General features: G+C 64.4%; 23 protein-coding genes and 1 tRNA gene. 10 read left to right on the top strand and 14 right to left on the bottom strand.

The window, feature by feature from the left end; translation table 11 throughout:
* Positions 1-5: 5 nt before the first annotated feature.
* The 5 genes from erpA to VVT58_RS02255 form a co-directional block, all read right to left on the bottom strand.
* Positions 6-332, bottom strand: a complete 327-nt coding sequence (gene erpA / locus VVT58_RS02275; protein WP_066558789.1) for an iron-sulfur cluster insertion protein ErpA — start codon at positions 330-332, stop codon at positions 6-8.
* A gap of 79 nt (positions 333-411) precedes the next feature.
* The gene (locus tag VVT58_RS02270) at positions 412-1134 is read right to left on the bottom strand and encodes a M23 family metallopeptidase (protein WP_350339854.1); all 723 of its coding nucleotides are present in this window, start codon (positions 1132-1134) and stop codon (positions 412-414) included.
* Positions 1135-1241: 107 nt separating this feature from the next.
* Complete coding sequence (locus tag VVT58_RS02265; protein ID WP_327751733.1) at positions 1242-2051, bottom strand: ferritin-like domain-containing protein; 810 nt, start codon at positions 2049-2051, stop codon at positions 1242-1244.
* Positions 2048-2509, bottom strand: coding sequence for a thioredoxin-dependent thiol peroxidase (gene bcp / locus VVT58_RS02260; RefSeq protein ID WP_327751732.1), 462 nt, complete (start codon positions 2507-2509; stop codon positions 2048-2050). The genes VVT58_RS02265 and bcp overlap by 4 nt, the downstream gene beginning before the upstream one ends.
* Before the next feature lie 2 nt (positions 2510-2511).
* Positions 2512-5211, bottom strand: coding sequence for a bifunctional [glutamine synthetase] adenylyltransferase/[glutamine synthetase]-adenylyl-L-tyrosine phosphorylase (locus VVT58_RS02255; RefSeq protein ID WP_327751731.1), 2700 nt, complete (start codon positions 5209-5211; stop codon positions 2512-2514).
* Between the two features lie 71 nt (positions 5212-5282).
* On the opposite strand from VVT58_RS02255, the gene VVT58_RS02250 reads away from it, so the two are divergent.
* Positions 5283-5474 (top strand): hypothetical protein, encoded by a 192-nt coding sequence (locus tag VVT58_RS02250; RefSeq protein WP_066561846.1) that lies wholly within the window; start codon positions 5283-5285, stop codon positions 5472-5474.
* Between the two features lie 601 nt (positions 5475-6075).
* Here the strand turns inward: VVT58_RS02250 and VVT58_RS02245 are convergent.
* Positions 6076-6951 carry a neutral zinc metallopeptidase gene (locus VVT58_RS02245; RefSeq protein ID WP_327751729.1) on the bottom strand — a complete coding sequence of 292 codons (876 nt, stop codon included), beginning with the start codon at positions 6949-6951 and terminating at the stop codon, positions 6076-6078.
* Between the two features lie 157 nt (positions 6952-7108).
* On the opposite strand from VVT58_RS02245, the gene VVT58_RS02240 reads away from it, so the two are divergent.
* From VVT58_RS02240 to VVT58_RS02230, 3 genes are all read left to right on the top strand, one after another.
* A complete protein-coding gene (locus VVT58_RS02240; RefSeq protein ID WP_327751728.1) occupies positions 7109-8287 on the top strand; it encodes a DUF3734 domain-containing protein in 1179 nt (392 codons plus the stop codon).
* Positions 8284-9075 carry a 3-hydroxybutyrate dehydrogenase gene (locus VVT58_RS02235; protein ID WP_327751727.1) on the top strand — a complete coding sequence of 264 codons (792 nt, stop codon included), beginning with the start codon at positions 8284-8286 and terminating at the stop codon, positions 9073-9075. Before VVT58_RS02240 ends, VVT58_RS02235 begins: the two co-directional genes overlap by 4 nt.
* Positions 9076-9201: 126 nt before the next feature.
* Complete coding sequence (locus VVT58_RS02230; protein ID WP_327751726.1) at positions 9202-10554, top strand: amidohydrolase; 1353 nt, start codon at positions 9202-9204, stop codon at positions 10552-10554.
* A gap of 307 nt (positions 10555-10861) precedes the next feature.
* On the opposite strand, the gene def is transcribed toward VVT58_RS02230, so the two are convergent.
* Positions 10862-11392, bottom strand: coding sequence for a peptide deformylase (gene def, locus VVT58_RS02225; RefSeq protein ID WP_327751725.1), 531 nt, complete (start codon positions 11390-11392; stop codon positions 10862-10864).
* A 31-nt stretch (positions 11393-11423) separates the two neighbouring features.
* Positions 11424-12020 (bottom strand): recombination mediator RecR, encoded by a 597-nt coding sequence (gene recR / locus VVT58_RS02220; protein WP_327751724.1) that lies wholly within the window; start codon positions 12018-12020, stop codon positions 11424-11426.
* Positions 12021-12207: 187 nt separating this feature from the next.
* On the opposite strand from recR, the gene fmt reads away from it, so the two are divergent.
* Entirely contained in the window at positions 12208-13116 is a 909-nt protein-coding gene (fmt, locus tag VVT58_RS02215; RefSeq protein WP_327751723.1) for a methionyl-tRNA formyltransferase, read from the top strand.
* Positions 13117-13120: 4 nt separating this feature from the next.
* The gene (truA, locus tag VVT58_RS02210) at positions 13121-13894 is read left to right on the top strand and encodes a tRNA pseudouridine(38-40) synthase TruA (RefSeq protein WP_327751722.1); all 774 of its coding nucleotides are present in this window, start codon (positions 13121-13123) and stop codon (positions 13892-13894) included.
* Here truA and VVT58_RS02205 read toward each other — a convergent pair.
* Positions 13869-14588 carry a queuosine precursor transporter gene (locus VVT58_RS02205; protein WP_066561854.1) on the bottom strand — a complete coding sequence of 240 codons (720 nt, stop codon included), beginning with the start codon at positions 14586-14588 and terminating at the stop codon, positions 13869-13871. The genes truA and VVT58_RS02205 overlap by 26 nt on opposite strands.
* Before the next feature lie 86 nt (positions 14589-14674).
* On the opposite strand from VVT58_RS02205, the gene VVT58_RS02200 reads away from it, so the two are divergent.
* Positions 14675-14751, top strand: a tRNA-Arg gene (locus VVT58_RS02200).
* Here VVT58_RS02200 and VVT58_RS02195 read toward each other — a convergent pair.
* The 3 genes from VVT58_RS02195 to fsa all read right to left on the bottom strand — a co-directional run bounded on the left by VVT58_RS02195 (position 14722) and on the right by fsa (position 18110).
* Positions 14722-16767, bottom strand: a complete 2046-nt coding sequence (locus VVT58_RS02195; protein ID WP_352000014.1) for an acyltransferase family protein — start codon at positions 16765-16767, stop codon at positions 14722-14724. The two genes, VVT58_RS02200 and VVT58_RS02195, sit on opposite strands and share 30 nt — an antisense overlap.
* Before the next feature lie 196 nt (positions 16768-16963).
* Complete coding sequence (locus tag VVT58_RS02190) at positions 16964-17293, bottom strand: antibiotic biosynthesis monooxygenase (RefSeq protein WP_327751720.1); 330 nt, start codon at positions 17291-17293, stop codon at positions 16964-16966.
* 163 nt (positions 17294-17456) lie between these two features.
* Positions 17457-18110 carry a fructose-6-phosphate aldolase gene (fsa, locus tag VVT58_RS02185; RefSeq protein WP_327751719.1) on the bottom strand — a complete coding sequence of 218 codons (654 nt, stop codon included), beginning with the start codon at positions 18108-18110 and terminating at the stop codon, positions 17457-17459.
* 142 nt (positions 18111-18252) lie between these two features.
* On the opposite strand from fsa, the gene VVT58_RS02180 reads away from it, so the two are divergent.
* From VVT58_RS02180 to VVT58_RS02170, 3 genes are read left to right on the top strand one after another with little or no spacing between them, the layout of a single operon-like run.
* Complete coding sequence (locus tag VVT58_RS02180) at positions 18253-18918, top strand: DUF2490 domain-containing protein (RefSeq protein WP_327751718.1); 666 nt, start codon at positions 18253-18255, stop codon at positions 18916-18918.
* 47 nt (positions 18919-18965) lie between these two features.
* Complete coding sequence (locus VVT58_RS02175; RefSeq protein ID WP_327751717.1) at positions 18966-21137, top strand: primosomal protein N'; 2172 nt, start codon at positions 18966-18968, stop codon at positions 21135-21137.
* Positions 21065-21292, top strand: coding sequence for a DUF1289 domain-containing protein (locus VVT58_RS02170; RefSeq protein ID WP_327751716.1), 228 nt, complete (start codon positions 21065-21067; stop codon positions 21290-21292). Before VVT58_RS02175 ends, VVT58_RS02170 begins: the two co-directional genes overlap by 73 nt.
* On the opposite strand, the gene VVT58_RS02165 is transcribed toward VVT58_RS02170, so the two are convergent.
* Both VVT58_RS02165 and ada read right to left on the bottom strand, forming a co-directional pair.
* The gene (locus tag VVT58_RS02165) at positions 21261-21434 is read right to left on the bottom strand and encodes a hypothetical protein (protein WP_327751715.1); all 174 of its coding nucleotides are present in this window, start codon (positions 21432-21434) and stop codon (positions 21261-21263) included. The genes VVT58_RS02170 and VVT58_RS02165 overlap by 32 nt on opposite strands.
* A 114-nt stretch (positions 21435-21548) precedes the next feature.
* Positions 21549-22610, bottom strand: coding sequence for a bifunctional DNA-binding transcriptional regulator/O6-methylguanine-DNA methyltransferase Ada (ada, locus tag VVT58_RS02160; RefSeq protein WP_327751714.1), 1062 nt, complete (start codon positions 22608-22610; stop codon positions 21549-21551).
* Positions 22611-22618: the final 8 nt, after the last annotated feature.

The following is a 22618-nucleotide window of genomic DNA, read 5'->3' as shown; positions in this document are numbered from 1 at the left end:
GGCGATTAAACCGAAAAGCTGGTGCCGCAACCGCAACCGGCGGTGGCATTGGGGTTCGTCACCTTAAACGCCTTGCCGCCCAGATCGGAGACGAAATCGACCGCCGAGCCCCGCACCAGGTCGATGCTGACATCGTCGACCACCAGCGTCACGCCGTCCCGCTCGACCGTGACGTCATCGGCCTCCACCATATCGGCCAACCCGAAACGATATTGAAAACCCGAACAACCGCCCCCCTCCACAGCCAAGCGCAAGATGGCGGGCTTGCCTTGCTTGGCGGCAATAGCGGCAACGCGGGCCGCGGCAGAAGGAGTCAGATCGATATCGGTCATGCCGCTTAGATAGGATCAAGCAAAAGGCCCGGCAAGCTTTCGCGGACCGGGCCTTTGAAAAGGGAGACGGAATGTCCGATTATTCGGCGGCCTTTTCCTGGGCCTTGGTCGGGCCACCCATGGCGATGGGCGGCTTGGTGTTCATCGCCACCAGATAGTCCGGTCCGGCGACGAAGGGGATCGGGTTGATCGCCTGGCCGTCCACGCGCACTTCATAATGCAGGTGACTGCCGGTCGAGCGGCCGGTCGAACCCATAAGGCCGATCAATTGGCCGCGATGAACATAGCTGTTGGAAGCGACCAGCAGCTTCGACATATGGCCGTAGCGCGTTTCCATGCCGCCGCCATGCGAAATCTGGACCAGATTGCCATAGCCGCTGGCCCAGCCGGCGCGGCTGACGATGCCGTCGGCGGTCGCGTAGATCTTGGTGCCGAGCGGACCCGGAATATCGATGCCCTTGTGCATCCGGGCGCCGCCGTTGAAGGGGTCGGAGCGGACGCCGAAATTGGAGGTCAGGGAGAGTTTCTCGACCGGACGCCCCGAAGGAATGTAGTTGGCCGACTTGGCCTGGCCATCGAGCCGCTGAAGGCTGGAGAAGAGATTGGAAAAGCCGACATCGGCCGGGCCGAGCGCGCTGGTGTTGATTTCCGACGCGTCCCCATAGGAATCGTCTTCGTCTGCCTTGGCCTGGGCAGGCACTGCGGCGCAAAGCGCTCCCGCCATGCCGGCTGCGCCAGCAATTTTAAGGACAGAACGGAACCATCGCGCAGCGCGCGCATTATCAGAATGAAGAACCAACATGCCGACCCCGACTATATGACCGGAGGCTTTTGCCTCTCGGTTCTCCCCACGTTAACCAAAATGCGGCTGATGCCGCCCCCGCTGTCATCAAGAGGACATGTCCCGACTCATTGTGCAAGCGGAGTGTAAAATTCCCGCGTTAAACCGGCTTGTCGGCGCGCCGAGTCGTTGAACGGAGGCTTCAACGCACCACGAAAGTGGCGTTTCACAAGGATTTGGTAATGATTTGCGGGGTTCACGCCCAATCGCTTCGTCGCGTGGCCGAACCATGTCGTCCCAGCCGCGACATGCCGAATCTCATCTGTCATGATCCGGCGTAACATGCGTGCGGAGACTTCATCTCCCGCCCCCTCGAACCTCTCTATGGTGGCGGGCGTGATGTCGAGGGCACGCGCTTCCAGAACCATCGGCACGATCGCGAGGCGCGCGAGCGCATCATGCGCCGTCTCACTGGCCGCCTGCCAAAGACCGTCATGTGCGGGCAGTGCGCCGTAAAAACTGCCAAGCTGCCGCAGCCGCCGGTCCAGCAGCGCGAAATGCATCGCTTCATCGGCGCCGACCCGCATCCACTCCTCAGTAAATTCCGGCGGAAATTCCGCGCCGAAGCGTCCGATCAGGTCGAAAGCGAGGTCAATCGCGACGAATTCGATATGAGCGAGCGCGTGAAGCATCGCGATCCGCGCCCGTTCGGAGCCGATCTTGCCGCGCTTGGGCATTTGATTGGGCGGCAGGAGTTCGGGCTTTTCCGGCCGGGCGGGCCGGTCCGGCATCGCGACGTCAAAGCGATGCGCCAGCCGCCCCAGCCGCCAGTTCCGCGCCACCGCCCGCGCCGTCATCAACTTGGGCACGGGATCGGGGGTCAACAGCACATGCGTGCAGGCTGCGCCCACGCCGTCGATGGAAACGGGCAAGGTCAAAGCGCTTTTGCCGCCTCCAGCACCTCGACAGCGTGGCCCTTGACCTTCACCTTCGGCCAGACGCGCAGGATTTTTCCGTCCGTGCCGACCAGAAAGGTCGCCCGCTCTATGCCCATATATTTGCGGCCATAGAGCGATTTTTCGACCCAAGTGCCGAAGGCTTCGCACATCTCGCCCGGCTCGTCCGAGGCGAGCGTGACGGTCAGGCCATATTTGTCCGCGAATTTCTTGAGCTTGGCGGGCTTGTCCTTGGAAATGCCGACCACCGGCACGCCCAATGCCGCGAAATCGGCGGACAGCGCGGTGAAATCCTTCGCCTCATTGGTGCAGCCGGGCGTATCCGCCTTGGGATAGAAATAGACGACCAGCGGCTTGCCCCGATAGCGGGACAGGGTGAAGTCGGCGCCCTCGGCATCCTTCAGCACCACTTCCGGGACAGCATTACCCACGTCCAGCATAGTCATTCCTCCTGATAGGACGCGGCGAGCGCCGTCCATGCGTCCCCGACCCTTTGCCGGGCCTGCGCGTAGCTTTCAAGCAGCGCTTCCCAGCTTTCGACGCCGCAGGCGCGCGCCACCAGCGGACGGGTGGCTTCGGGCGGCTCGGTCGATTTGGGCGAAACGAGGCGGGAGACCACGAGAAAGCGCGTGATGAGGTCATGCGCGGCGATCAGATCATCCGGCAGATGGCCTGCCGCGACCAACTGCTCCAACGCCTCGCGCAGATCGGGGTCGAAGGCCATATTATGGCGGAACTGCATGACATGGATCAGGAATTCCAGGTCGACAAGGCCGCCCGGCACCAGCTTCACGTCGAGATCGCTGGCCGGCGGCTTATGCTTGGCGATGTCTCCGCGCATCTTCACCGCATGGCGCGCCAGTTCGTCGAAATCCCGGGGCCGCTCCAGCGTTTCGGTAAGAATCGCATTGAGCGCCGCCCGCGCCGCGTCGGAACCAAATAGCGGCCGGGCGCGGGTGAGCGCCAGATGCTCCCAGGTCCAGGCCTCCTCCCGCTGATAGCGGGCGAAACTGTCGAGGCTGACCGCCAGCAAACCCTGCGCGCCGGAGGGCCGGAGGCGCGTGTCGACCTCATAAAGCGGCCCGGCGGCTGTCGAGACGGACAGCGCATTGGTGATCCGCTGCCCCAGGCGATTGAAATATTGCGTCGCGCCCAGCGGCTTGGGGCCATCGGACTCGGTCTCGAAACTGCCGGTGAAGAGGTAGACCAGATCGAGGTCGGAAGCATGGGTCAACACCCCGCCGCCCAGCCTGCCCAGCGCCAATATCACCATCTCCCCGCCGGGCACTTTCCCATGAGCGCGTTCGAACTCGGCCACGGTGGCGGCGCTCAGCGCTTCGATCGCGGCTTCGGCCACGCGGCTATAGCCCCGGCCCGCCTCCAGCGGATCGCCGCCCCGGATGATCTGCGCGCCCAGGGCAAAGCGTCGGTCGTTGACCCGCTGCCGCACCCGGTCGAGCAAGGCCTGATAATCCTCGCCCTCTTCCAGCCTCGCAAATTGTTCAGCCAGCACCTCCACGGAGGGCGGCGGATCGAAGGCGGAGGTATCGATGAGGCCATCGAGCAATTCCGCTCGCCGCCCCAAGGCATCGGCCAGGGTGGGCGCGTGGCTCAAAAGTTCCACCAGCAATTCCGCAAGGCCGGGACGCGCCGCCAGCAGCTTGAAGAAGTTGATCGCGCTCGGCAGGCGTCCAATGAGGTCGTCCAGCCGATTGAGCGCCCGCGCCGGATCGGGCGCCGCCGCCAGCGTGCGCATGAGGCCGGGCAGCAATTCCTCCAGCGCTTCCCGCGATGCCCCGCTGCGCAAGGCCCGGATCGTACCGGAACGCCAGCGGGTGATGCGCGCCAGCGGCGTTTCCGGATCGGCAAAGCCCAGTTCGGCAAGCTGCGCCTTTAACCGATCCTCATCATGGTACAGCGATTCCTCGGCCGCCGCCGGGGTCAGCCGGTCATAATTGCTCCCCACCCACTGCACATGCGGGCGCAGCAGGCCGAGCAGCGCCGCGCCATCCGCCACCCCATGCAGCCGCGCGACATTGTCCATCGCTTCCGCCGTCTTGGGCAGTTCGTGGGTCTGGCGGTCTTCGACCATCTGCAAGCGATGCTCGACGGTGCGGAACAGCACATAGGCCTCGTCCAGCTTCGCCGCGACCTCAGGCTCGAACACCCCCGCCGCCGCCAGCGCCTGCAAGGCCTCCCGCGTATTGCCGGACCGCAGCGAGGGATCGCGCCCGCCATGAATCAATTGATGCACCTGCGCGAAAAACTCGACCTCTCTTATACCGCCGCGCCCACGCTTGAGGTCATAGCCCGGCCCGAAGGCCTGCCCCTGCGAATAATGGTCGCGGATGCGCCGGGAGATGTCGGTGATCGCATCGATCGCTCCGAAATCCAGGCTCCGGCGCCAGACGAAGGGCCGGATCGCCTGCATGAAATAATCGCCCAGCGCCAGATCGCCCGCCGCCGGACGCGCCCGAATGAAGGCCGCCTGCTCCCAGCCGAGCGCGGTCGATTCATAATAGCCGATCGCCGCCTCCACCGGCAGCGCGATAGGGGTCGCTTCCGGCGAAGGCCGGAGCCGGAGGTCGACGCGGAACACATAGCCGTCGCCGTCCCGCGCATTCAGCAATTCGCTGACCCGCCGCCCGATCCTGACCGCCGCATCCGCCGGATCCTCCCGCTCGCCATGCGGCAGGGTCTTGGGATCGTAGAGCAGGATCGGGTCGATATCGGAGGAATAATTCAGTTCCCGGCTACCATGTTTGCCGAGCGCCAGCACGACGAACCCCCGGTTTTCCGCATCGGGATAACGCTCCGCCATGGCGGCGGCCAGCGCTTCCTCCAGCGCCTGGTCGGCAAAGTCGGACAGGGTGCGGGTGACCCGGTCCAATCCCCAGGCTCCCGCCAGATCAGCCGCCGCCGTGACCAGCGCCACCGCGCCGCGCCTGCGCCTCAAGGAGCGCGCAATGCCGTCGTCCGGGGCGGCGGCCTGCTGCGCGGCGGCCCAGGCGCCCTCGAAATCTCCGCTTTCCAAAAACCCGGCGACATCCGGGAAGCGATCCAACTGTCGCGCCAGAAAAGGCGAATGCGCCCGCATCCTGGCCGCAGCCGCCTTACCGTCCGTCACCCAAGTCTCTCCCATAATGGAGCCGATATCGTGTGCGTTTGCGACGAATGCCAGAAACTTTTATGTGCCTGGACAGTTATTTGAACATGGAAATGCAGCGTAAACCCCTCAGCCGGTCGGCCAAGATACAGGATGGCGCGATGCGCCGCGTCCTGAATATCGGCGTGCCGCAGCCCTATGAGGGCATCGGCAATGCGCTGCGTTCCACCTTCCGTGCCGGACGCGAGTCGATGCCCGACGATATGCTGGATCTGCTGGCGAAACTCGACCGGCATTAGGTTGGTTGAGGGATTTGGCTGGTTTTGGCCATTCCAAGACATTCCCCTCCCGCAGGCGTTCAAACGAGTCACGTGCCTCGTTTGAAGGGTTAGGGGTGGGCGCGAGCGAAGCGAGCTTCCGGGTTAGCCGTTGAAAATCGCCGCCAGTGTCGCGCCAGCCCACCCCCTGGCCCCCTCCCGCTTGCGGGAGGGGGGAACGACTGCAATCCACCCTGAACAGCAGCATTTTGTTTACGCTCCGCACCTATGATGGCGCGATCATCAACGGACGCGCCATATGATCTACAAGGCCTTTGCCGCCGTAACCTTGATCGCTGCACCGATAGTCGTGCTGACGGTACAGAGTTTCGTGCCTCAGACGAATGAGACGATGGCGCCTGTGATTCCGGCCCCCATTGCGGCGCCTACGGCCCAACCCGCTCCGCCTCCACTTCCGGTCAGTGACAGCTCCGACGGGATTGCCTCTTTCGGTCAGCCCATGCCGGAGGCTGGGAAACCTTTTCTGACGCCGGGCGCGGGCCTACCCGACGCTCCTGCGGTATCGCAGCCTCCGGTCGAGAACGCTCCGCCGCCGCCGGACGAAGTACCCCGATAAGGGGCGTCACGCTCCCTTGAACGTATCGCACTGGGCGGGATCGCCGCTGTCCAGTCCCTTGCGCAGCCAGCTCATCCGCTGCTCGCTGGTGCCATGGGTGAAGCTCTCCGGCACCGGACGCCTCCCCGCCGCCTTTTGCAGCGTATCGTCACCGATCGCCTGCGCGGCCTTCATCCCTTCCTCCAGATCGCCCGCTTCCATCAGCCCCGTGCGCTTGGCCCAGACGCCCGCATAGCAATCCGCCTGCAATTCCACCCGCACCTGCAAGGCGTTGCCCTCTTCTTCGCTGACGGCGCGCTGCTGCTGGTTCACCTGGCCCAGAGTACCCTCCAGATCCTGCACATGATGGCCGACCTCATGCGCGATCACATAAGCCTGGGCGAAATCGCCGGGTGCGCCGAAACGCTGGCGCAGTTCGGTGAAGAAGTCCGTGTCCAGATAGACCTTCTTGTCGTTCGGGCAGTAGAAAGGGCCCATGGCGCTCTGCGCCGCGCCGCAACCCGATGAACCGCTCTGCGAATAGAAGGACAGCACCGTCGGCTGATATTGCTGGCCCGCCTGTTGGAAAGCCGGTCCCCAGACCCGCTCGGTCGATCCCAGCACCTTCAACGACCAATGCTGGATATCGTTCAGCTTGGACGCGTCGCGACTCACCTCCCCGCTCTGCGGCATCTGACCGCCGCCGCCGCTCATCAGGCTCAGAGGATTGACGCCCATCACCGCCAGGACGATCAGCACCACGACGATCCCGCCACAGCCAAAGCGGCTGCCGATCAGCGGCAGCAGCAACCCAAGGCCACCGCCAAGCCCGCCGCCCATGCCGCCGCCACGGCCGTCCTGGACTTCGAAATTGGTGCTTTCCGGTTCATCGTCCAGCCGCATCTCGTCCCTCTCTTTCCTAACCCTGCCTAATCCATTCGGCTGCCTGTGGAAACGTCCCGTTGCGCCACGGGTTGCGGCGCATGAGCGGCCCGATGAACAGATTGTAACGAGACATTCAGTTGGAATGATGCGGCAGAATTCTATATTGCGCTGCGACATGGCCGATATCGAACCCCAGCCGCGCCACCGCGCCAATACGCCGCTGCCCCTTCCCCGCGAGGTCGCTCTGTTGTTGCAGGGCGGCGGTGCGCTCGGCTCCTTTCAGGCGGGGGTCTATCAGCGACTCGACGAGTTGGGGGTCGACATAAGCTGGGTGGCGGGAATTTCGATCGGCGCGGTCAACGCCGCCATCATCGCGGGCAATCCGCCGCACAAACGGCTCGGCCGCCTGAAGAAATTCTGGCTCACCGTTTCGGGCGGCATGCCCAACATCGTCCTGCCGGAAATCGATCATATCCGCGAAGCCGCCCATCTGATGGCGGCGGGCACGGTCGCCACCTTCGGCGTACCGGGCATGTTCCGCCCCCGCCTGTGGCCCGCGCCGCTGATGCCCGAAGGCACGCCGGGCGCGATCAGCTTCTATGACAGCGCGCCACTGAAGGACACGCTGGACGCCTGCGTCGACTGGGATCTGCTGAATGACGGGCCGGTACGGCTGTCGGTGGGCGCGGTCGACGTAGAAAGCGGCAATTTCGCCTATTGGGACACGCGCGGCCACGGCGGCAACACCCGGATCGACGCGCGCCACATCATGGCATCGGGTGCGCTGCCCCCAGGCCTGCCGCCGATCGAGATCGACGGGCGCTGGTATTGGGACGGCGGCATCGTGTCCAACACCCCGCTCGCCCATGTATTGGACCATCAGACCGACGACATGCTGGTGTTCCAGGTCGACCTCTTCCCCGCCGAAGGGCCGTTTCCCCGGCAGATGACGGACGTTTATTCCCGCGCCAAGGATATCCAGTTTTCCAGCCGCACCCGGCAGGTGACGGACCAGTATCTGCGGCTGCGCAAGGAGCATAAGGCCATCCGCGCCCTGCTCGACAAGCTGCCGCCCGAAATGCAGGACGATGCCGACGCCCAGCGGCTGCGCCAGTTGCTGGACGTGGGCTCGGTCAATATCGTCCATCTGATCTACCGCAGCCGCGCCTGGGAAAGCGGCGCGCGCGACTTCGAATTTTCCCGCTCCACCATGCTGGATCACTGGTCGCAGGGCCGCGACGCGGTGGAGGAAGTGATGCACAAGGGCGACCTCATTGCCCGCAACATCGTCAACGGGAAAAGCTCCACCTTCGACCTCGACGCCCCCGACCATCTCAAGGAGAAGCAGGCATGAGCAAATCCTTCGCCGGAAAGACCGCCCTCATCACCGGATCGACCTCCGGCATCGGCCTTGCCTATGCCAAGGCGCTGGCCGGGGAAGGCGCCAATGTGGTCATCAACGGCTTTGGCGATGCGGATGCCATCGAGAAGGAACGGGTCGGGCTGGAGACGCTGAGCGGGGCCAGGGCGCTCTATAGCGGCCATGACCTCACCAAGACCGACCAGATCGAGGCGATGATGAAGGAGGCAGCGGATGCCTTTGGCGGCGTCGACATCCTGATCAACAATGCCGGGATGCAACATGTCGCGCCGGTCGAGGATTTCCCGGTCGACAAATGGAACCTCATCATCGCGCTCAATCTCAACAGCGCGTTCCACACTTCGCGTCTCGCCATTCCCTATATGAAGTCGAAGAAATGGGGGCGGATCATCCAGACGGCGTCGGCGCATTCGCTGACCGCCTCGCCCTTCAAGAGCGCCTATGTGACGGCGAAGCATGGGCTGGCGGGCCTTACCAAGACGTTGGCGCTGGAACTGGCCACCTTCGGCATCACGGCCAATTGCATTTCGCCGGGCTATGTCTGGACGCCGCTGGTGGAAAACCAGATTCCCGACACGATGAAGGCGCGAGGGATGACGCGCGAGCAGGTGATGAACGATGTGCTGCTGGCGGGACAGCCGACCAAGCAGTTCGTCACGGTCGAACAGGTCGCCGCCATGGCGCTTTATCTGTGCAGCGATGTCGCGGCCAACATCACCGGGGCCAATATGAGCATCGACGGCGGCTGGACCGCGCAATAGTCTTGGAAGTTCTTTCCCCTTCCGCTTGCGGGAGGGAGGATATTGTTCCGGACCTGTCGCATAATCCCCCTTTAAAAACCCGATAAATTCCTCCTATGTTCCCATTCCTTCCAGGGAGACATATCGATGCGCCATGCGTTGACGGCCATCTTGGCCGCCGCCAGCCTTACATCCATTGCCCAGGCGCAAACCGAAACGGGAAAGCCCCCCGTCGGCTCACCGCCCAATGCAATCACGACGACCATCGCGAAGGACATGGATGGGCTGATGACCCTCTATCGCGACCTGCATGCCAGTCCCGAACTGTCTGAACAGGAAAGCGCCACCGCTGCCAAGCTCTCCCGGCGCCTGAAGGCGATGAAGTTTGACGTCACCGACAAGGTCGGGGGGACGGGCGTCGTAGCGGTGCTGAAAAACGGGTCCGGCCCGGTACTGCTGATCCGCGCCGACATGGACGGCCTGCCCGTAACCGAGCAGACGGGGCTGGAATTCGCCTCCAAGGTCAGGGCCAAGACCGCCGACGGCACCGAGACCGGCGTCATGCACGCCTGCGGCCATGACACGCATATGACCGCCTTCATCGAAACGGCGCGCCTCCTGTCCTCGATGAAGGACAGGTGGAAGGGCACGCTGGTGATGATCCTCCAACCCGCCGAGGAAGTGGGGCGCGGCGCCCGGCTGATGCTGGAGGACGGACTCTACACCCGCTTCCCGAGGCCGACCCACGCCATCGCCTTTCATGACGCGGCCAATCTGGAAGCAGGCAAAATCGGCTACACGCCCGGCTTCGCGCTCGCCAATGTCGACAGCGTCGACCTGCTGGTGCGCGGCACGGGCGGCCATGGCGCCTATCCGCAGGGAACGCGCGATCCGATCGTGCTGGGCGCGCGGATCGTGACGTCGCTGCAAACGCTGGTCAGCCGGGAACAGGATCCGCTGGACCCCGCCGTGGTCACGGTCGGCAGCTTCATGGGCGGCACCAAGCATAATATCATTCCCGACGACGCAAAGCTGCTGCTGACAGTGCGCAGCTATTCGGACGAGACGCGGGAAAAGTTGATCCGGGGCATAGAGCGCATTGCCAAGGGCGAAGCCATTGCGGCGGGCATTCCCGACAATAAGATGCCGGTGGTTTCGGTGAAGGACGAATTCACGCCCTCCACCTACAACCCGCCGGTCTTTGCCAACCAGATGGCGGATGTGCTGAAGGCCCATTTCCCGGCGGGCACGGTCAGCGAAACCAAGCCATCCATGGTGGGTGAGGATTTCGGCCGCTATTATCGGGCCGACAAGAGCATCGAGAGCTTCATCTTCTGGGTCGGCGGCGCACCTGCGGACCAGATGGCGAAGGCGGCGGCGGGCGAGATCAGCTTGCCAACCCTGCATAGCCCCTTCTGGGCGCCCGAGGCCGACAAGGTCATCGCCACTGCCAGCGAGGCCATGACGGTGTTGGCGATGAACATATTGAAGCGGGATTGAAGCGAAAGAGGCGAATTCGGGAATGGTGGGTTAGGGGGGACGCGGACTTTCAGTTTCCGTTCGCCCTGAGCTTGTCGAAGGGTCTTGCTGAGCAAAGGCGAAGCATGGAAGCCTCGCTCCGCTCGGCTGAGCGCTTCGACTTGCCGAAGGCAAGTTTATCCTGAGCGCCTGCCTTGGCAGGCAGACGAAGGGCTCAGCCTGAACGGATTTCTCTCGTCAGCAATTGGCCAAAACCGGCCTCCCCCACCTCACAAGAAACGCCCCGACTTTGCAGCCGGGACGTTTCTTGTTCAATCTGCCAAACCGCTCAGGCCGCCTTGCGCGCCTTGGTCAGCTTCTTCATCAGCATGTCCCGCTTCAACCGGGAGAGATGGTCGATGAACAGCACGCCCTGCAAATGATCCATCTCATGCTGGAGGCAAGTGGCGAGCAGCCCTTCCAGCCGCTCCTCATGGATGCGTCCATCGCGGTCCATCCAGCTCGCCCGGATGCTTGCAGGCCGTTCCACTTCCGCAAACTGGTCGGGAACCGACAGGCAGCCTTCATTATAGACTGACTGGTCTTCCGAGCCTTCCAGAATCTCCGGATTGATGAACACCATCGGCTTCTTGACCGGCGGCGCGCCTTCCTCGTCAGACTCCGGTTCCTGCAGGTCGATCACCAGCACCCGCTTGGGCACGCCGACCTGGATCGCGGCCAGACCGATGCCCGGCGCGTCATACATGGTCTCCAGCATGTCATCGATCAGACGCTGCAAATCGTCATCGATCGCCTCCACCGGAGACGAGATGGTACGCAGGCGCGGATCGGGCGCCTCTAGGATTGGAAGAATGGCCATCACCTTAAAATAATCCGGCGGCGGGAAAAATTCAAGCGATCGGCCTCCGCGCCCGAAGCGCCTGCGCCAAAGTGCCTTCGTCCAGATAATCCAGCTCCCCGCCGACCGGCACGCCATGCGCCAATTGGGTCAGGCGCACCGGGAACCGCTCCAGCCGCTCGGCCAGATAATGGGCGGTGGTCTGACCTTCCAGCGTGGCGTTCATCGCCAGCACCACCTCGTCAATGCCACCCGCCTCGACCCGCGCCACCAGCGCATCGATGCTCAAATCCTCCGGCCGCACGCCTTCCAGCGCGGAGAGCCGCCCGCCCAGCACATGGAAACGCCCCGGAAACAGCCGCGATTTGTCCAGCGCCCAGAGGTCCGCCACATCCTCCACGACGCAGAGCGCCCGTCCATCGCGCCTCGGATCGGTGCAGATGCCGCAGGGATCAACCGTGTCGACATTGCCGCATATGCTGCACGTCACCAGCCGGTCGTTCACTGCGTCAAGGGCGCGCAGCAGCGGCTCCAGCGCGGATTCGCGCTTCTTGAGCAGGTGCAGGACAGCGCGCCGCGCGGAACGCGGACCAAGGCCGGGCAGGCGGGACAGCGCCTGCGTCAGCGCTTCGATTTCAGGAGAAGCCATGGAACCGGAATAAGGGCTTGCAAGTCGTGGACACAAGGGGTTTGAGAGGGCGTCTTTGGAAATACGCCTTCGGCGCATTTCAGATGCGGCACCGGCCCGCGCCCCCACCCGGCCACCCATATGATATTGCCGTTGGGTGGCCGGGTGGGGGCGCGGGCCGGTGCCGAAACCCGATAAAAGGCCCACCATGCGTATCGTCTATATGGGAACCCCTGATTTCGCCGTTCCGGCACTGGTCGCGCTGGCGAAAGCCGGGCATGAGATCGTCGCGGTCTACAGCCAGCCGCCTCGTCCGGCCGGGCGCGGCAAGGCGCTGCGCCCCTCCCCCGTTCACGCCAAGGCGGAGGAAATGGGCATTGAGGTGCGCACGCCGGTTTCGCTGAAAGATGCCGATGTGCAGGCCGCCTTCGCCGCGCTGAACGCCGATGTCGCGGTGGTCGCCGCTTACGGCCTGATCCTGCCGCGCCCGATTCTCGACGCACCGCGCTTCGGCTGCATGAACATCCACGCCTCCCTCCTCCCCCGCTGGCGCGGCGCGGCGCCGATCCAGCGCGCCATTCTAGCGGGCGACAATGTCACCGGCGTCACCATCATGGACATGGAGGCGGGGCTTGACACCGGCCCGATGCGCGCCAAGCATGTCACCCCGGTCGAGGACAAGACCGCCGGCGCGCTGACGGAGGAGCTGGCCGATGCGGGCGCAAAATTGATGGTCGAGGTGCTGGACGATATCGCGCTCCATCCACCCATCGCGCAGCCCGAAGAGGGCGTCACCTATGCGTCCAAGATCGACAAGGCGGAATCGCGCATCGACTTCAGCCGCGACGCGCATCAGGTCGAGCGGCAGGTCCGCGCCTTCAACCCCTTCCCCGGCGCCTTCTTCGAATATCGCGGCGAGCGCTTTCGCATCCTGGCCGCCCATGTCGAGGAAAATGAAGGCCCGGCCGGGGAACTGCTCGACAACAGCCTGCTGATCGGATGCGGCCATGGCGCGATCCGCCCGACTCTGATCCAGCGCGCGGGCAAGGGCGCGATGTTAGCGGGCGAATTGCTGCGCGGCTATGACATGCCCGCCGGCAGCCGGGTCGACGCCTGAAAAGATGACGCGATTCGCCTTCACCGTCGAATTTGACGGCCGCCCTTTCATGGGCTGGCAGCGGCAGGCCCATGGCCCCAGCGTCCAGCAATCTATCGAGCAGGCGATCTTTGCCGTCACGGGTGAACGGGTCGCGATCCATGCCGCCGGGCGCACCGATGCGGGCGTCCATGGGCTTGCCATGCGCGCCCATGCGGACATTGCGAAGGACTTCACGCCATTTCGCCTGATGGAGGCGCTGAACGCGCTTCTTCGCCCCGCACCCGTCGCGATCCTCGCCTGCGAGGTGGTGCCCGATGACTGGCATGCCCGCTTTTCCTGCATCCGCCGGTCCTATGTCTATCGCATCGCCAACCGCCGTGCGCCGCTGACCTGGGAAAATGGGCTGGTCTGGCGGGTGATCCAGCCGCTCGATGCCGCTGCGATGCAGGAAGCGGCGCAACTTCTGGTTGGGCGGCATGACTTCACCACCTTCCGTTCGGTCCATTGCCAGGCGGAAAGTCCGGTGAAGACGCTGGACCGGCTGGACGTGGAGCGTTCAGGCGACCGGATCGCCATATATGCGGCGGCACGGTCCTTCCTGCATCATCAGGTGCGGTCGATGGTGGGATGCCTTGCCATGGTCGGCATGGGGCGCTGGTCGATCGGGGATCTGGAGGCTGCGCGGGATGCAAAGGATAGGGCGGCGCTGGGGCTGAATGCGCCGCCGGACGGGCTGTATTTCGTGAGCGCGCGTTACCCGGCGAGTGAAGCTAAAGACTCGCCCGGAACGGGGTGAAATTCGTGCTCTCATCGAACACGTCCAGCCCTTCGGCGCGCTTGAGGCTGCCGACCACCACATAGGTCACGGGCGTCAGCACCGCTTCCCAGGTTACTTTCATCAGCCAGTTAGTGATCATCACCGTCACCACCTGGGCATTGGTCCAGTCGCCATAGAAAGCCAGCGGATAGAAAAGCAGGCTGTCCACCCCCTGCCCCACGACGGTCGATCCGATCGTGCGCATCCATAGGTGCTTGCCCTCGGTCAGCAGCTTCATCTTGGCAAGGACGAAGCTGTTGGCGAACTCCCCGGCCCAAAAGGCCGTGACTGAGGCGAAGACGATGCGCCAGGTGCTGCCGAACACCGCCTCATAGGCTTTCTGGTCGGGCCAGCCCTCCGCCGGGGGCAGCTTCACCACCACCCAGCTCATCAGCGCCATAAACAGCATCGCGCCAAAGCCCGCCCAGACGCAGCGCCGCGCCCGCGCATAGCCATAGACTTCGGTCAGCACGTCGCCCAGAACATAGCCCAGCGGAAAGAAAAGAATGCCCGCGCCGAAGGTGAAGCCGCCCACGGTTGACAGCTTCGCCGCGCCGATCAGGTTGGAGAGCAGCAATATCGCGACGAAGGCCGCCATGCAGAAATCGAAATAGCGCAAAGGGCGGGCGCCCAGCGCATAGGCATCGATTTTCCTTACCCCCGGATCGGTCATGCGCCCCTGCATATCGGCCCGGCGGGCAAATGCAATGCCGCCTATGATTGCAAGCCGGCCAAAGCCCCGCTATCGAACGCCCCAACGGCCCCGTAGCTCAGCTGGATAGAGCATTCGCCTTCTAAGCGAATGGTCACAGGTTCGAATCCTGTCGGGGTCGCCATTTTCCTTTTCGGTCCGCGGGGCCACGGATCGGTCGCATCGCCGCATAGATCATGCCGCTTAAAAGCAGGCTGCCCTGGCGCGACAAATGATCGTCGTCCGAATAAAGCGGCACGCCATGCGCCATCGTCGCGCATTGGCCGCTGCGGCAGAGAAGATGGTGCGGATAGATGATGCCTACCGCGAAGCGCCGCTGCATTTCATCGAAAACGCCGAAAACTTGCCGCTGACGGCGCAGATAGTCCGCGCGCGACAGCACCAGTTGCGCCGGTTCGCTGTAGAGTTCCGCCCGCGCCAGGCTTTCGGGCACGTTGCGGCGGAATTCCGGAATGGGGGCGACCAGGATGACCCGCTCGCCCATGGCCGTCAGCGTCCCGACCGTTTCCTTCAAGCCCGAGCGGAACAGCAGTGCATCCTGGCTGAGACTCTTGTCGTCATTCTCATCCCGGCCGAGATAGCAGGGCGTTCCTCCCTCGGGTCGGCGGCCGTTGGCGCACAGACCCCATCGGGAGACGAGAAAGACGGTGTGGATGGTCGGGTTGTCGCGCAACATCGCCAGCACCTGGGCATTGAAGGCGCTGCAATCATGGCTAGGCGGTTGGTCGAGCCGGTCGAGGCCGAGCAGCGTCGGGCAGGCGGGATAGGAGGCGATCCGTCCCGAAAGCCCCAGCGCATCGCCTGCCTGATCGAAAGCGGGTTTCAGCGCATGGGCATGGGAATCGCCCCAGAGCAGAAAGCTGGGCGCCGTACCGTTATGCGCGCCCACCGCGCACAGCGTTCGGTGCCGCACCGCCGCCATGCCCGAACAGCGCTCCGGCAGATAGGCCATGCTCCGGCTCGCCGCGTCGAGCGCCGCGACCGAGGGCGCCACCCGCGCAGGTAGGCCGCCGGAAAGGTAAAGCAATGCCCCCGCCCCGCACCCGGCAACCACCATCGCCCCGGCAAAGGCGAAGGCGCGGCCGATCGTGAAGTAGTGCGCCCTGCGGAATGGTTCTTCGATGAAACGCCAGGAAAGGGCGGCGACCAGCAGCGAGAGCAGCACGATCAGCACCTGTTCCCGCAACCCCCAGTCGCCATCGGTGCGATAGGTCCAGAAAACGACGATCGGCCAATGCCACAAATAGAGCGAATAGGAGATGCGGCCGATCGCCACCGGCAGCGCGCCGCCCAACATCCGACCGACCGCCGAACCGCCCTGTCCCGCATGCAGGATCAGCATCGCCCCCAGCACGGGGTAAAGGGCGTTCAGGCCGGGAAAGGCGGTCCCGCCGGAAAAGCCGAAGACCGCCCAGCCGATCAAGACAATACCGGCAAGCGCGCAAAGCTGCGCCGCCCATCCGCTCCGCAACGGCGGCAACAGGCCGGTCGCCAGCAGCGCCCCAGCCAGAAACTCCCAGGCACGGGGGAAAGGCAGGTAAAAGGCCAGGACGGGCGCCCGGTCGACCAGCAACAGCGCGACGCCGAAGGAGAGGAGCGCCATCGCCGCCAGCAAAAGCCGGGTCCGTCCTCCCGCCCAGAAAGCGCAAAGCATCAGCAGCGGGAACAGGATATAGAATTGCTCTTCCACAGCCAGCGACCAGGTGTGGAGCAGCGGCGCTTCCTCCGCCGCGCTGCCGAAATAGCCGCTGTGCCGAGCGAAATAGAGATTGCTGGCGAACAGCACCGTTGCCGTCGCGCTCATCCCGAGCGCTCGATAATCCAGCGGCAGCAGGATCTGGCTGCCCGCCACTATGGTGACGGCGATCGTCGCGAACAAAGCGGGGAATATGCGGCGGATGCGCCGCGCATAGAAGGCGGTGAGGCTGAACCGGCCTTCCGCCAGTTCCCGCGCGATGATCGAAGCGATCAGATAGCCGGAGATGACGAAGAAGATGTCGACGCCGACAAAGCCCCCGGAAAAGGGCCAGAGGCGGACATGATAGAACAGCACCGGCAGGACCGCCAAAGCGCGCAACCCATCGATGTCGCGCCGATAGGCTGAGGCGGAACCCCCCTCTATCGCCAGGGGGACCGGCAATACGGAACAGGATGCGCTGGCGGCGATGCTCTTTCGCTCCTCTTTTCCAGGGACTTGGCAGGCAATCATGGTGATAGAGCCTGTATCGCCCGGCGCATCGGCGCATCGGGACAGCCGCAAGGGTCAAAGGTGTTAGAGGGCTGGCTGGAAGGTGCAGGGGAAGCGAACGGAAGGGATGCGGGCTTAGGCCGATCGGTCAGGCCGCTGCCGATCGCAGCAGCAGGTCGTCGATCACGGTCATGGTGAAGATCGGATCGGCGTCGGGCGGAACTTCCGCAATGGCATCGACGAAGGCGGCGCGAGTTTCCGGATCGTCATAGACCATCTTCTGGTCGAAGGCGGCGCGCCAGGTCGCTTCGTCCGGCCATTCGGCATAGCCGACGAAACGCCCGTCGGCATCGCGGTGCAGCCGCGATCCATAGCTGCCATATTTTTCGCGGATCAGGTCGGTTCCCCGGCGCCAGGCCTTGCGGAACTGTTCCTCCTTGCCGGGGTGGACCCGCCACCAATAGACCGCGACGAACATCGGCTCTCTCCTTTTCGGGAGAGAATGATGTGGCGCGGAAGAGGTTGCGAGCGAAAAGATGCATCACTGTGCTCCTGCGAAGGCAGGAGCACAGTTCAGACCTCGGGACTGGACTCCTGCCTTCGCAGGAGCACGTCATTCCATAGTCTATATTATCTGGAAATCAGAGAACCGACTGGCCGGTCTTTTCCCAGTCGGCCAGGAAGCCGGCAATACCCTTTTCGGTCAGCACATGGTTGAACAGCGCCTTGATGACCGAGGGCGGCGCGGTCATCACGTCGGCACCGATCTTGGCGGCTTCCAGCACGTGGATCGGGTGACGCACGCTCGCGACCAGAATCTCGGTGGCGAAGGAATAATTGTCATAGATCAGGCGGATATCCTCGATCAGCTTCATGCCGTCGAAGCCATTGTCGTCATGCCGCCCGACGAAGGGCGAGATGAAGCTCGCGCCCGCCTTGGCCGCCAGCAGCGCCTGATTGGACGAGAAGCAGAGGGTGACGTTGACCATCACGCCCTCGCCGGTCAGCGCCTTGCAGGTCTTGAGGCCGTCGATGGTCAGCGGCACCTTGATGCAGACATTGTCGGCAATCTTCCGCAGCACGGCGGCTTCCTTCATCATCGTCTCATGGTCGAGCGCGACGACTTCGGCCGATACCGGGCCTTCGACGATGCCGCAGATTTCCTCCACCACTTCCAGGAACTTGCGGCCCGACTTGTGGATCAGCGAGGGGTTGGTGGTGACGCCGTCCAGCAGGCCGGTGGCGGCCAGTTCGCGGATTTCGTTGGTGTCGGCGGTGTCGACGAAGAATTTCATGGGTCTGCTCCGGGGAGGGAAGGACGAATCGCGTCTCCTTTAGCGGCTCCATGCCCGATTAGCCATTATTGCCCGAACCCGGCCCTTTACCTTCGGCCCGGCGCAACATTATGACGGCGGCACCTTTCCAAAGGACCGATCCATGCTCTGCCTTTTGCGTCCGCGCCATATATGGGACGCGCTTGCCTCCATCGCAATATTCGCAGCCGCGCCCGCCGTCGCGGCGACCAGCGAAACCCAGGCATGGCTGACCGAATCGCTGACGATCAAGGCCAGCGATGCCGACATTATCAGCCTCGACCTCAGCCAGCGCTTCCGCCGCGACGCCTCCAACGGCGGCCAGCAGACGACGCGAATCTTGATCGATCATCGAATCGCGACCGGCGTGCAGATCGGCGGCGGCCTTGCCTATTTCCATTCGGGGCCGGAGCAGGAAATGCGGCTGTTCCAGCAGGTGACGCTGACCAGGGGGATATGGCTTTCCCGCACCCGGATCGAACAGCGCTTTTTCGACACCGCCGACGAGGCAAGCTGGCGGCTGCGCCAGCGGGTGCAGGCATCCATCCCGCTCGATGCGGCGCAAAAATGGACATTGATCGCCACGACCGAGCTGATGTTCCACCTGAACCGCGCCCGCCCGAGCGACAAGACCGGCCTTGCCGTCATGCGCAACCAGATCGGCCTGCGCCATCCGATCGGCAAGGCGCTGGACGTGCAATTGCTCTATATGCGTCAGCAGACCTTCCGCGATGCCCGTCCCGATGCGGTCGCGCATATCCCCTGGTTGACATTGAACTGGAAAATCTGACCCTTCTTGGCCTTGCCTCACCCGCCCCTGCCATTAGGGAGGAGGCCATGAGTTCGCGCGCCCGTGTCATCCTGCTGAACGCCGCCCTGGGGCCGCTCGACTATCGCGTGCCGCACGGGATGAACGCCAGGCCCGGCAGCATCGTCGTCGCGCCGCTGGGGCCGCGCCAGATCGTCGGCGTGGTATGGGAAGAGGACAGCTTCCCCGATATCGAGACGGTGGGCGACAATCGCCTGCGCAATATCGTGGGGCTGGTCGATGCGCCGCCGGTGCCCGAAACGCTGCGCCGCCTGATCGAATGGACGGCGGACTATTATCTTGCCCCCATCGCCGCCGTGCTGCGCATGACGCTGGCGTCGATGGCGGCGCTGGAGGGCGCGCGGACCGTCATCGAATATCGCGCTACGGGTGAATTGCCGGACCGGATGACCGAGCAGCGCAGCCAGGCCATGGAGCGCATCGGTGAGCGGCAGGGGCTGATCCGCGAGCTGGCGATGATCGGCGGGGTGAGCGACGCGGTGATCCGCGGATTGATCAAGGCAGGCGCCTTCGAGGCGGTGGAGGTCAGCGTCGACACGCCCTTCCCCACGCCCGATCCCGATCACGCCCCGCCGCTCCTGTCGGACAAGCAGGGCGCGGCCGCAGACCAGTTCATCGACGCGGTCAGGGAACGGGCCTTCGCGCCTTTCCTGCTCGACGGCGTGACCGGATCGGGCAAGACGGAGGTCTATTTCGAAGCCATCGCCGCCGCCATTCGGGAAGGACGGCAGGTGCTGGTGTTGCTGCCCGAAATCGCGTTGACCGAGCCTTTCCTCGAACGGTTCGAAAAGCGCTTCGGCACCGTGCCGGTGAACTGGCACAGCGGCCTGCGCCAAAGCGAGCGCCGGCGCGCCTGGCGGGCAATCGCGGCGGGCGAGGCGGCGGTGGTCGTGGGCGCAAGATCGGCGCTGTTCCTGCCCTATCCCAATCTGGGCCTGATCGTCGTCGATGAAGCGCATGAAGCCAGCTTCAAGCAGGAGGACGGGGTTCATTATCACGCCCGCGACGTGGCGGTGATGCGGGGACTGATCGAGAAATTCCCCGTCATCCTCGCCTCCGCCACCCCCGCCATAGAGACGCGGCATCAGGTCGAACTGGGCCGCTATCGCGAGATCAAGCTGCCCTCCCGTTTTGGCGGCGCGCAAATGCCTACGATCGAGGGCGTGAACCTGCTGACCGACCCGCCGGAACGCGGGCGTTGGATCGCCCCACCGCTGGTCCGCGCCATCGACGAGAATATGGCGAAGGAAGAACAGAGCCTGCTCTTCCTCAACCGCCGGGGCTATGCGCCGCTGACGCTCTGCCGACATTGCGGTTATCGCTTCCAATGCCCCAATTGCACCGCCTGGATGGTCGAGCATCGGCTGACCCATCGCCTTGCCTGCCATCATTGCGGCCATGTCATCCCGGCCCCGCGCTTCTGCCCCGATTGCAAGGAGGAGGATTCGCTGGTCGCCTGCGGTCCCGGCGTCGAGCGGATTGCGGACGAGGTGAAGGCTCTCTGGCCCAATGCGCGCACCGCCATCGTCACCTCCGACACGCTCTGGTCCCCTGCCAAGGTGGCCGAATTCGTGAAGTCGGTAGAGGCGGGCGCAGTCGACATCATCATCGGCACGCAGCTCGTCACCAAGGGCTATCATTTTCCGAACCTGACGCTGGTGGGGGTGATCGACGCCGATCTGGGGCTGGAGGGCGGCGACCTGCGCGCGTCAGAGCGCACCTTCCAGCAGATCGTCCAGGTGGCGGGCCGCGCCGGGCGCGGACAGAAGCCGGGCCGCGTCTTCATCCAGACGCGCATGCCGGAGGCGGAAGTGATCAAGGCGCTGATCGCCGGCGACTCCGAACGTTTCTACGAAGTCGAGACAGCCAATCGCCGTCACGCCAACGCCCCGCCCTTCGGTCGCTTCGCCGCGATCATCGTTTCCAGCGAGAATGCCGACGAAGCCGCCGAAATCGCCCGGCTGATCGGCAAGTCGGCCCCGCTGATCGAAGGGATGCGCGTCTACGGACCCGCCCCCGCGCCGCTTTCAGTGCTGCGCGGACGGCATCGCCACCGCCTGCTGATCCACGCCACGCGGCAGGTCGACGTACAGGGCGCCATCCGCGAATGGCTGGGCAACCTCACATGGAAGTCGGGCACGCGCGTCGCGGTGGACGTCGATCCCTACAGCTTCATGTGATGGAAAGCCCCTGCGTCAACATCTGCAAGCTCGACAAGGCCGGGCGTGTCTGTACCGGCTGCGGTCGCACGACCGACGAAATCCGGCGCTGGACAGGCATGAGCAAGGCACAGCGGCGGACGATCATGGAACGGTTGAAGGGCTTTTCTTCTTAATCGCCTCCGCATCGAAACGCTTCTTGAGCGCCAGCGCCGCGTCGCGCATGCCGGAGGGACGCGGCGAATAGGCCAGCGGATCGAGCAACCGGGATGCCTCGGCATATTTCCCCCGCGCAGCCACCGCCTGCGCGTAATTCATGCGATATTCGGGGGAGCCGCACCCTCTGCAACGACCCAGCTCCATGCAATAGCATTGAACCAGGGCCGCGTTGATGGCGGATAGTCTGCTGTAAGAAAAGCGAAAAGCGGTGGTTCAGCCCTGTCTTTCCCGCTCCAGCAAGGCCTGCTTGCGCTGCGCGCCATAGGCATAGCCGCCCAGGCTCCCATCGCTCCGCAAGACCCGGTGGCAGGGAATCAGCACGGCCAGATTATTGTCGCCGCAAGCCGTTCCGGCGGCCCGCACCGCCCCCGGCCTGCCGATCGCCGCCGCGATTTCGCCATAGGTCCGCGTCTCCCCCGGCGGTATGGCCCGCAGGGCAGTCCACACCGCCTGCTGGAAAGCCGTTCCGCACAGGTCCATCGGCAAATCAGGCGCATGCGCCGGATCATCCACCAGCCGCGCAACCTGCTCCGCCAATCCTGACAACGCCTCGTCGGCCGGCAGGATCTCCGCCTTGGGGAAGCGCCGCCGCAAATCCGCTTCATCCTCGTCGAAGCTGATCCGGCACAGGCCTCGCGCCGTGCCCGCCACCAGCACCGGACCCAGGCTGGTCGGCACCACGGCATGGCGAATCGCCACGCCCCGGCCGCCATCCTTCCAGGCGCTGGGCGTCATGCCCAGATGCCGCTCCGCATCGGCATAGGCGCGGCTGGGCGCATTATAGCCCGCTTCATAGATGGCGCCGGTGACGCTGCCCCCTTCCTCCAGCGCGTTTTTCAGCCGTTCGGTGCGCAGCGACCGGGCGTAGGCGGCAGGCGTCATGCCCGTTTCCCGCTTGAACAGCCTGTGGAAATGATGCGGCGCATAGCCTGCATGACCGGCCACTTCCTCCAGCGAAGGCAGCGTTTCGGCGGCGGCGATAAAAGCGACCGCGGCCTCCACCGCCAGCCGGTCGCGTCCCACCTCATCGGGGCGGCAGCGCAGGCAGGCGCGGAAACCCGCTGCCCGCGCCGCCTCCGGGTCAGGCAGGAAGATCATATTCTCCCGCCTGGGGTGCCGCGCGGCGCAGCTTGGCTTGCAATAGATGCCGGTGGTCAGCACGGCGCCCACGAACCGCCCGTCGAAGCCGCGATCCCGGCGCAGAAATGCGTCCCAGCAGGCATCGGCATCCGGCATGGCATGCATCGGGGCTTGGGGCTGTCTCATCTCGGTCATAGATAGGG

The organism is Sphingobium sp. SJ10-10 (assembly GCF_036038995.2).
In the GTDB taxonomy this organism is placed as follows: domain Bacteria; phylum Pseudomonadota; class Alphaproteobacteria; order Sphingomonadales; family Sphingomonadaceae; genus Sphingobium.
This window is presented reverse-complemented; position numbering and strand designations above follow the sequence as displayed.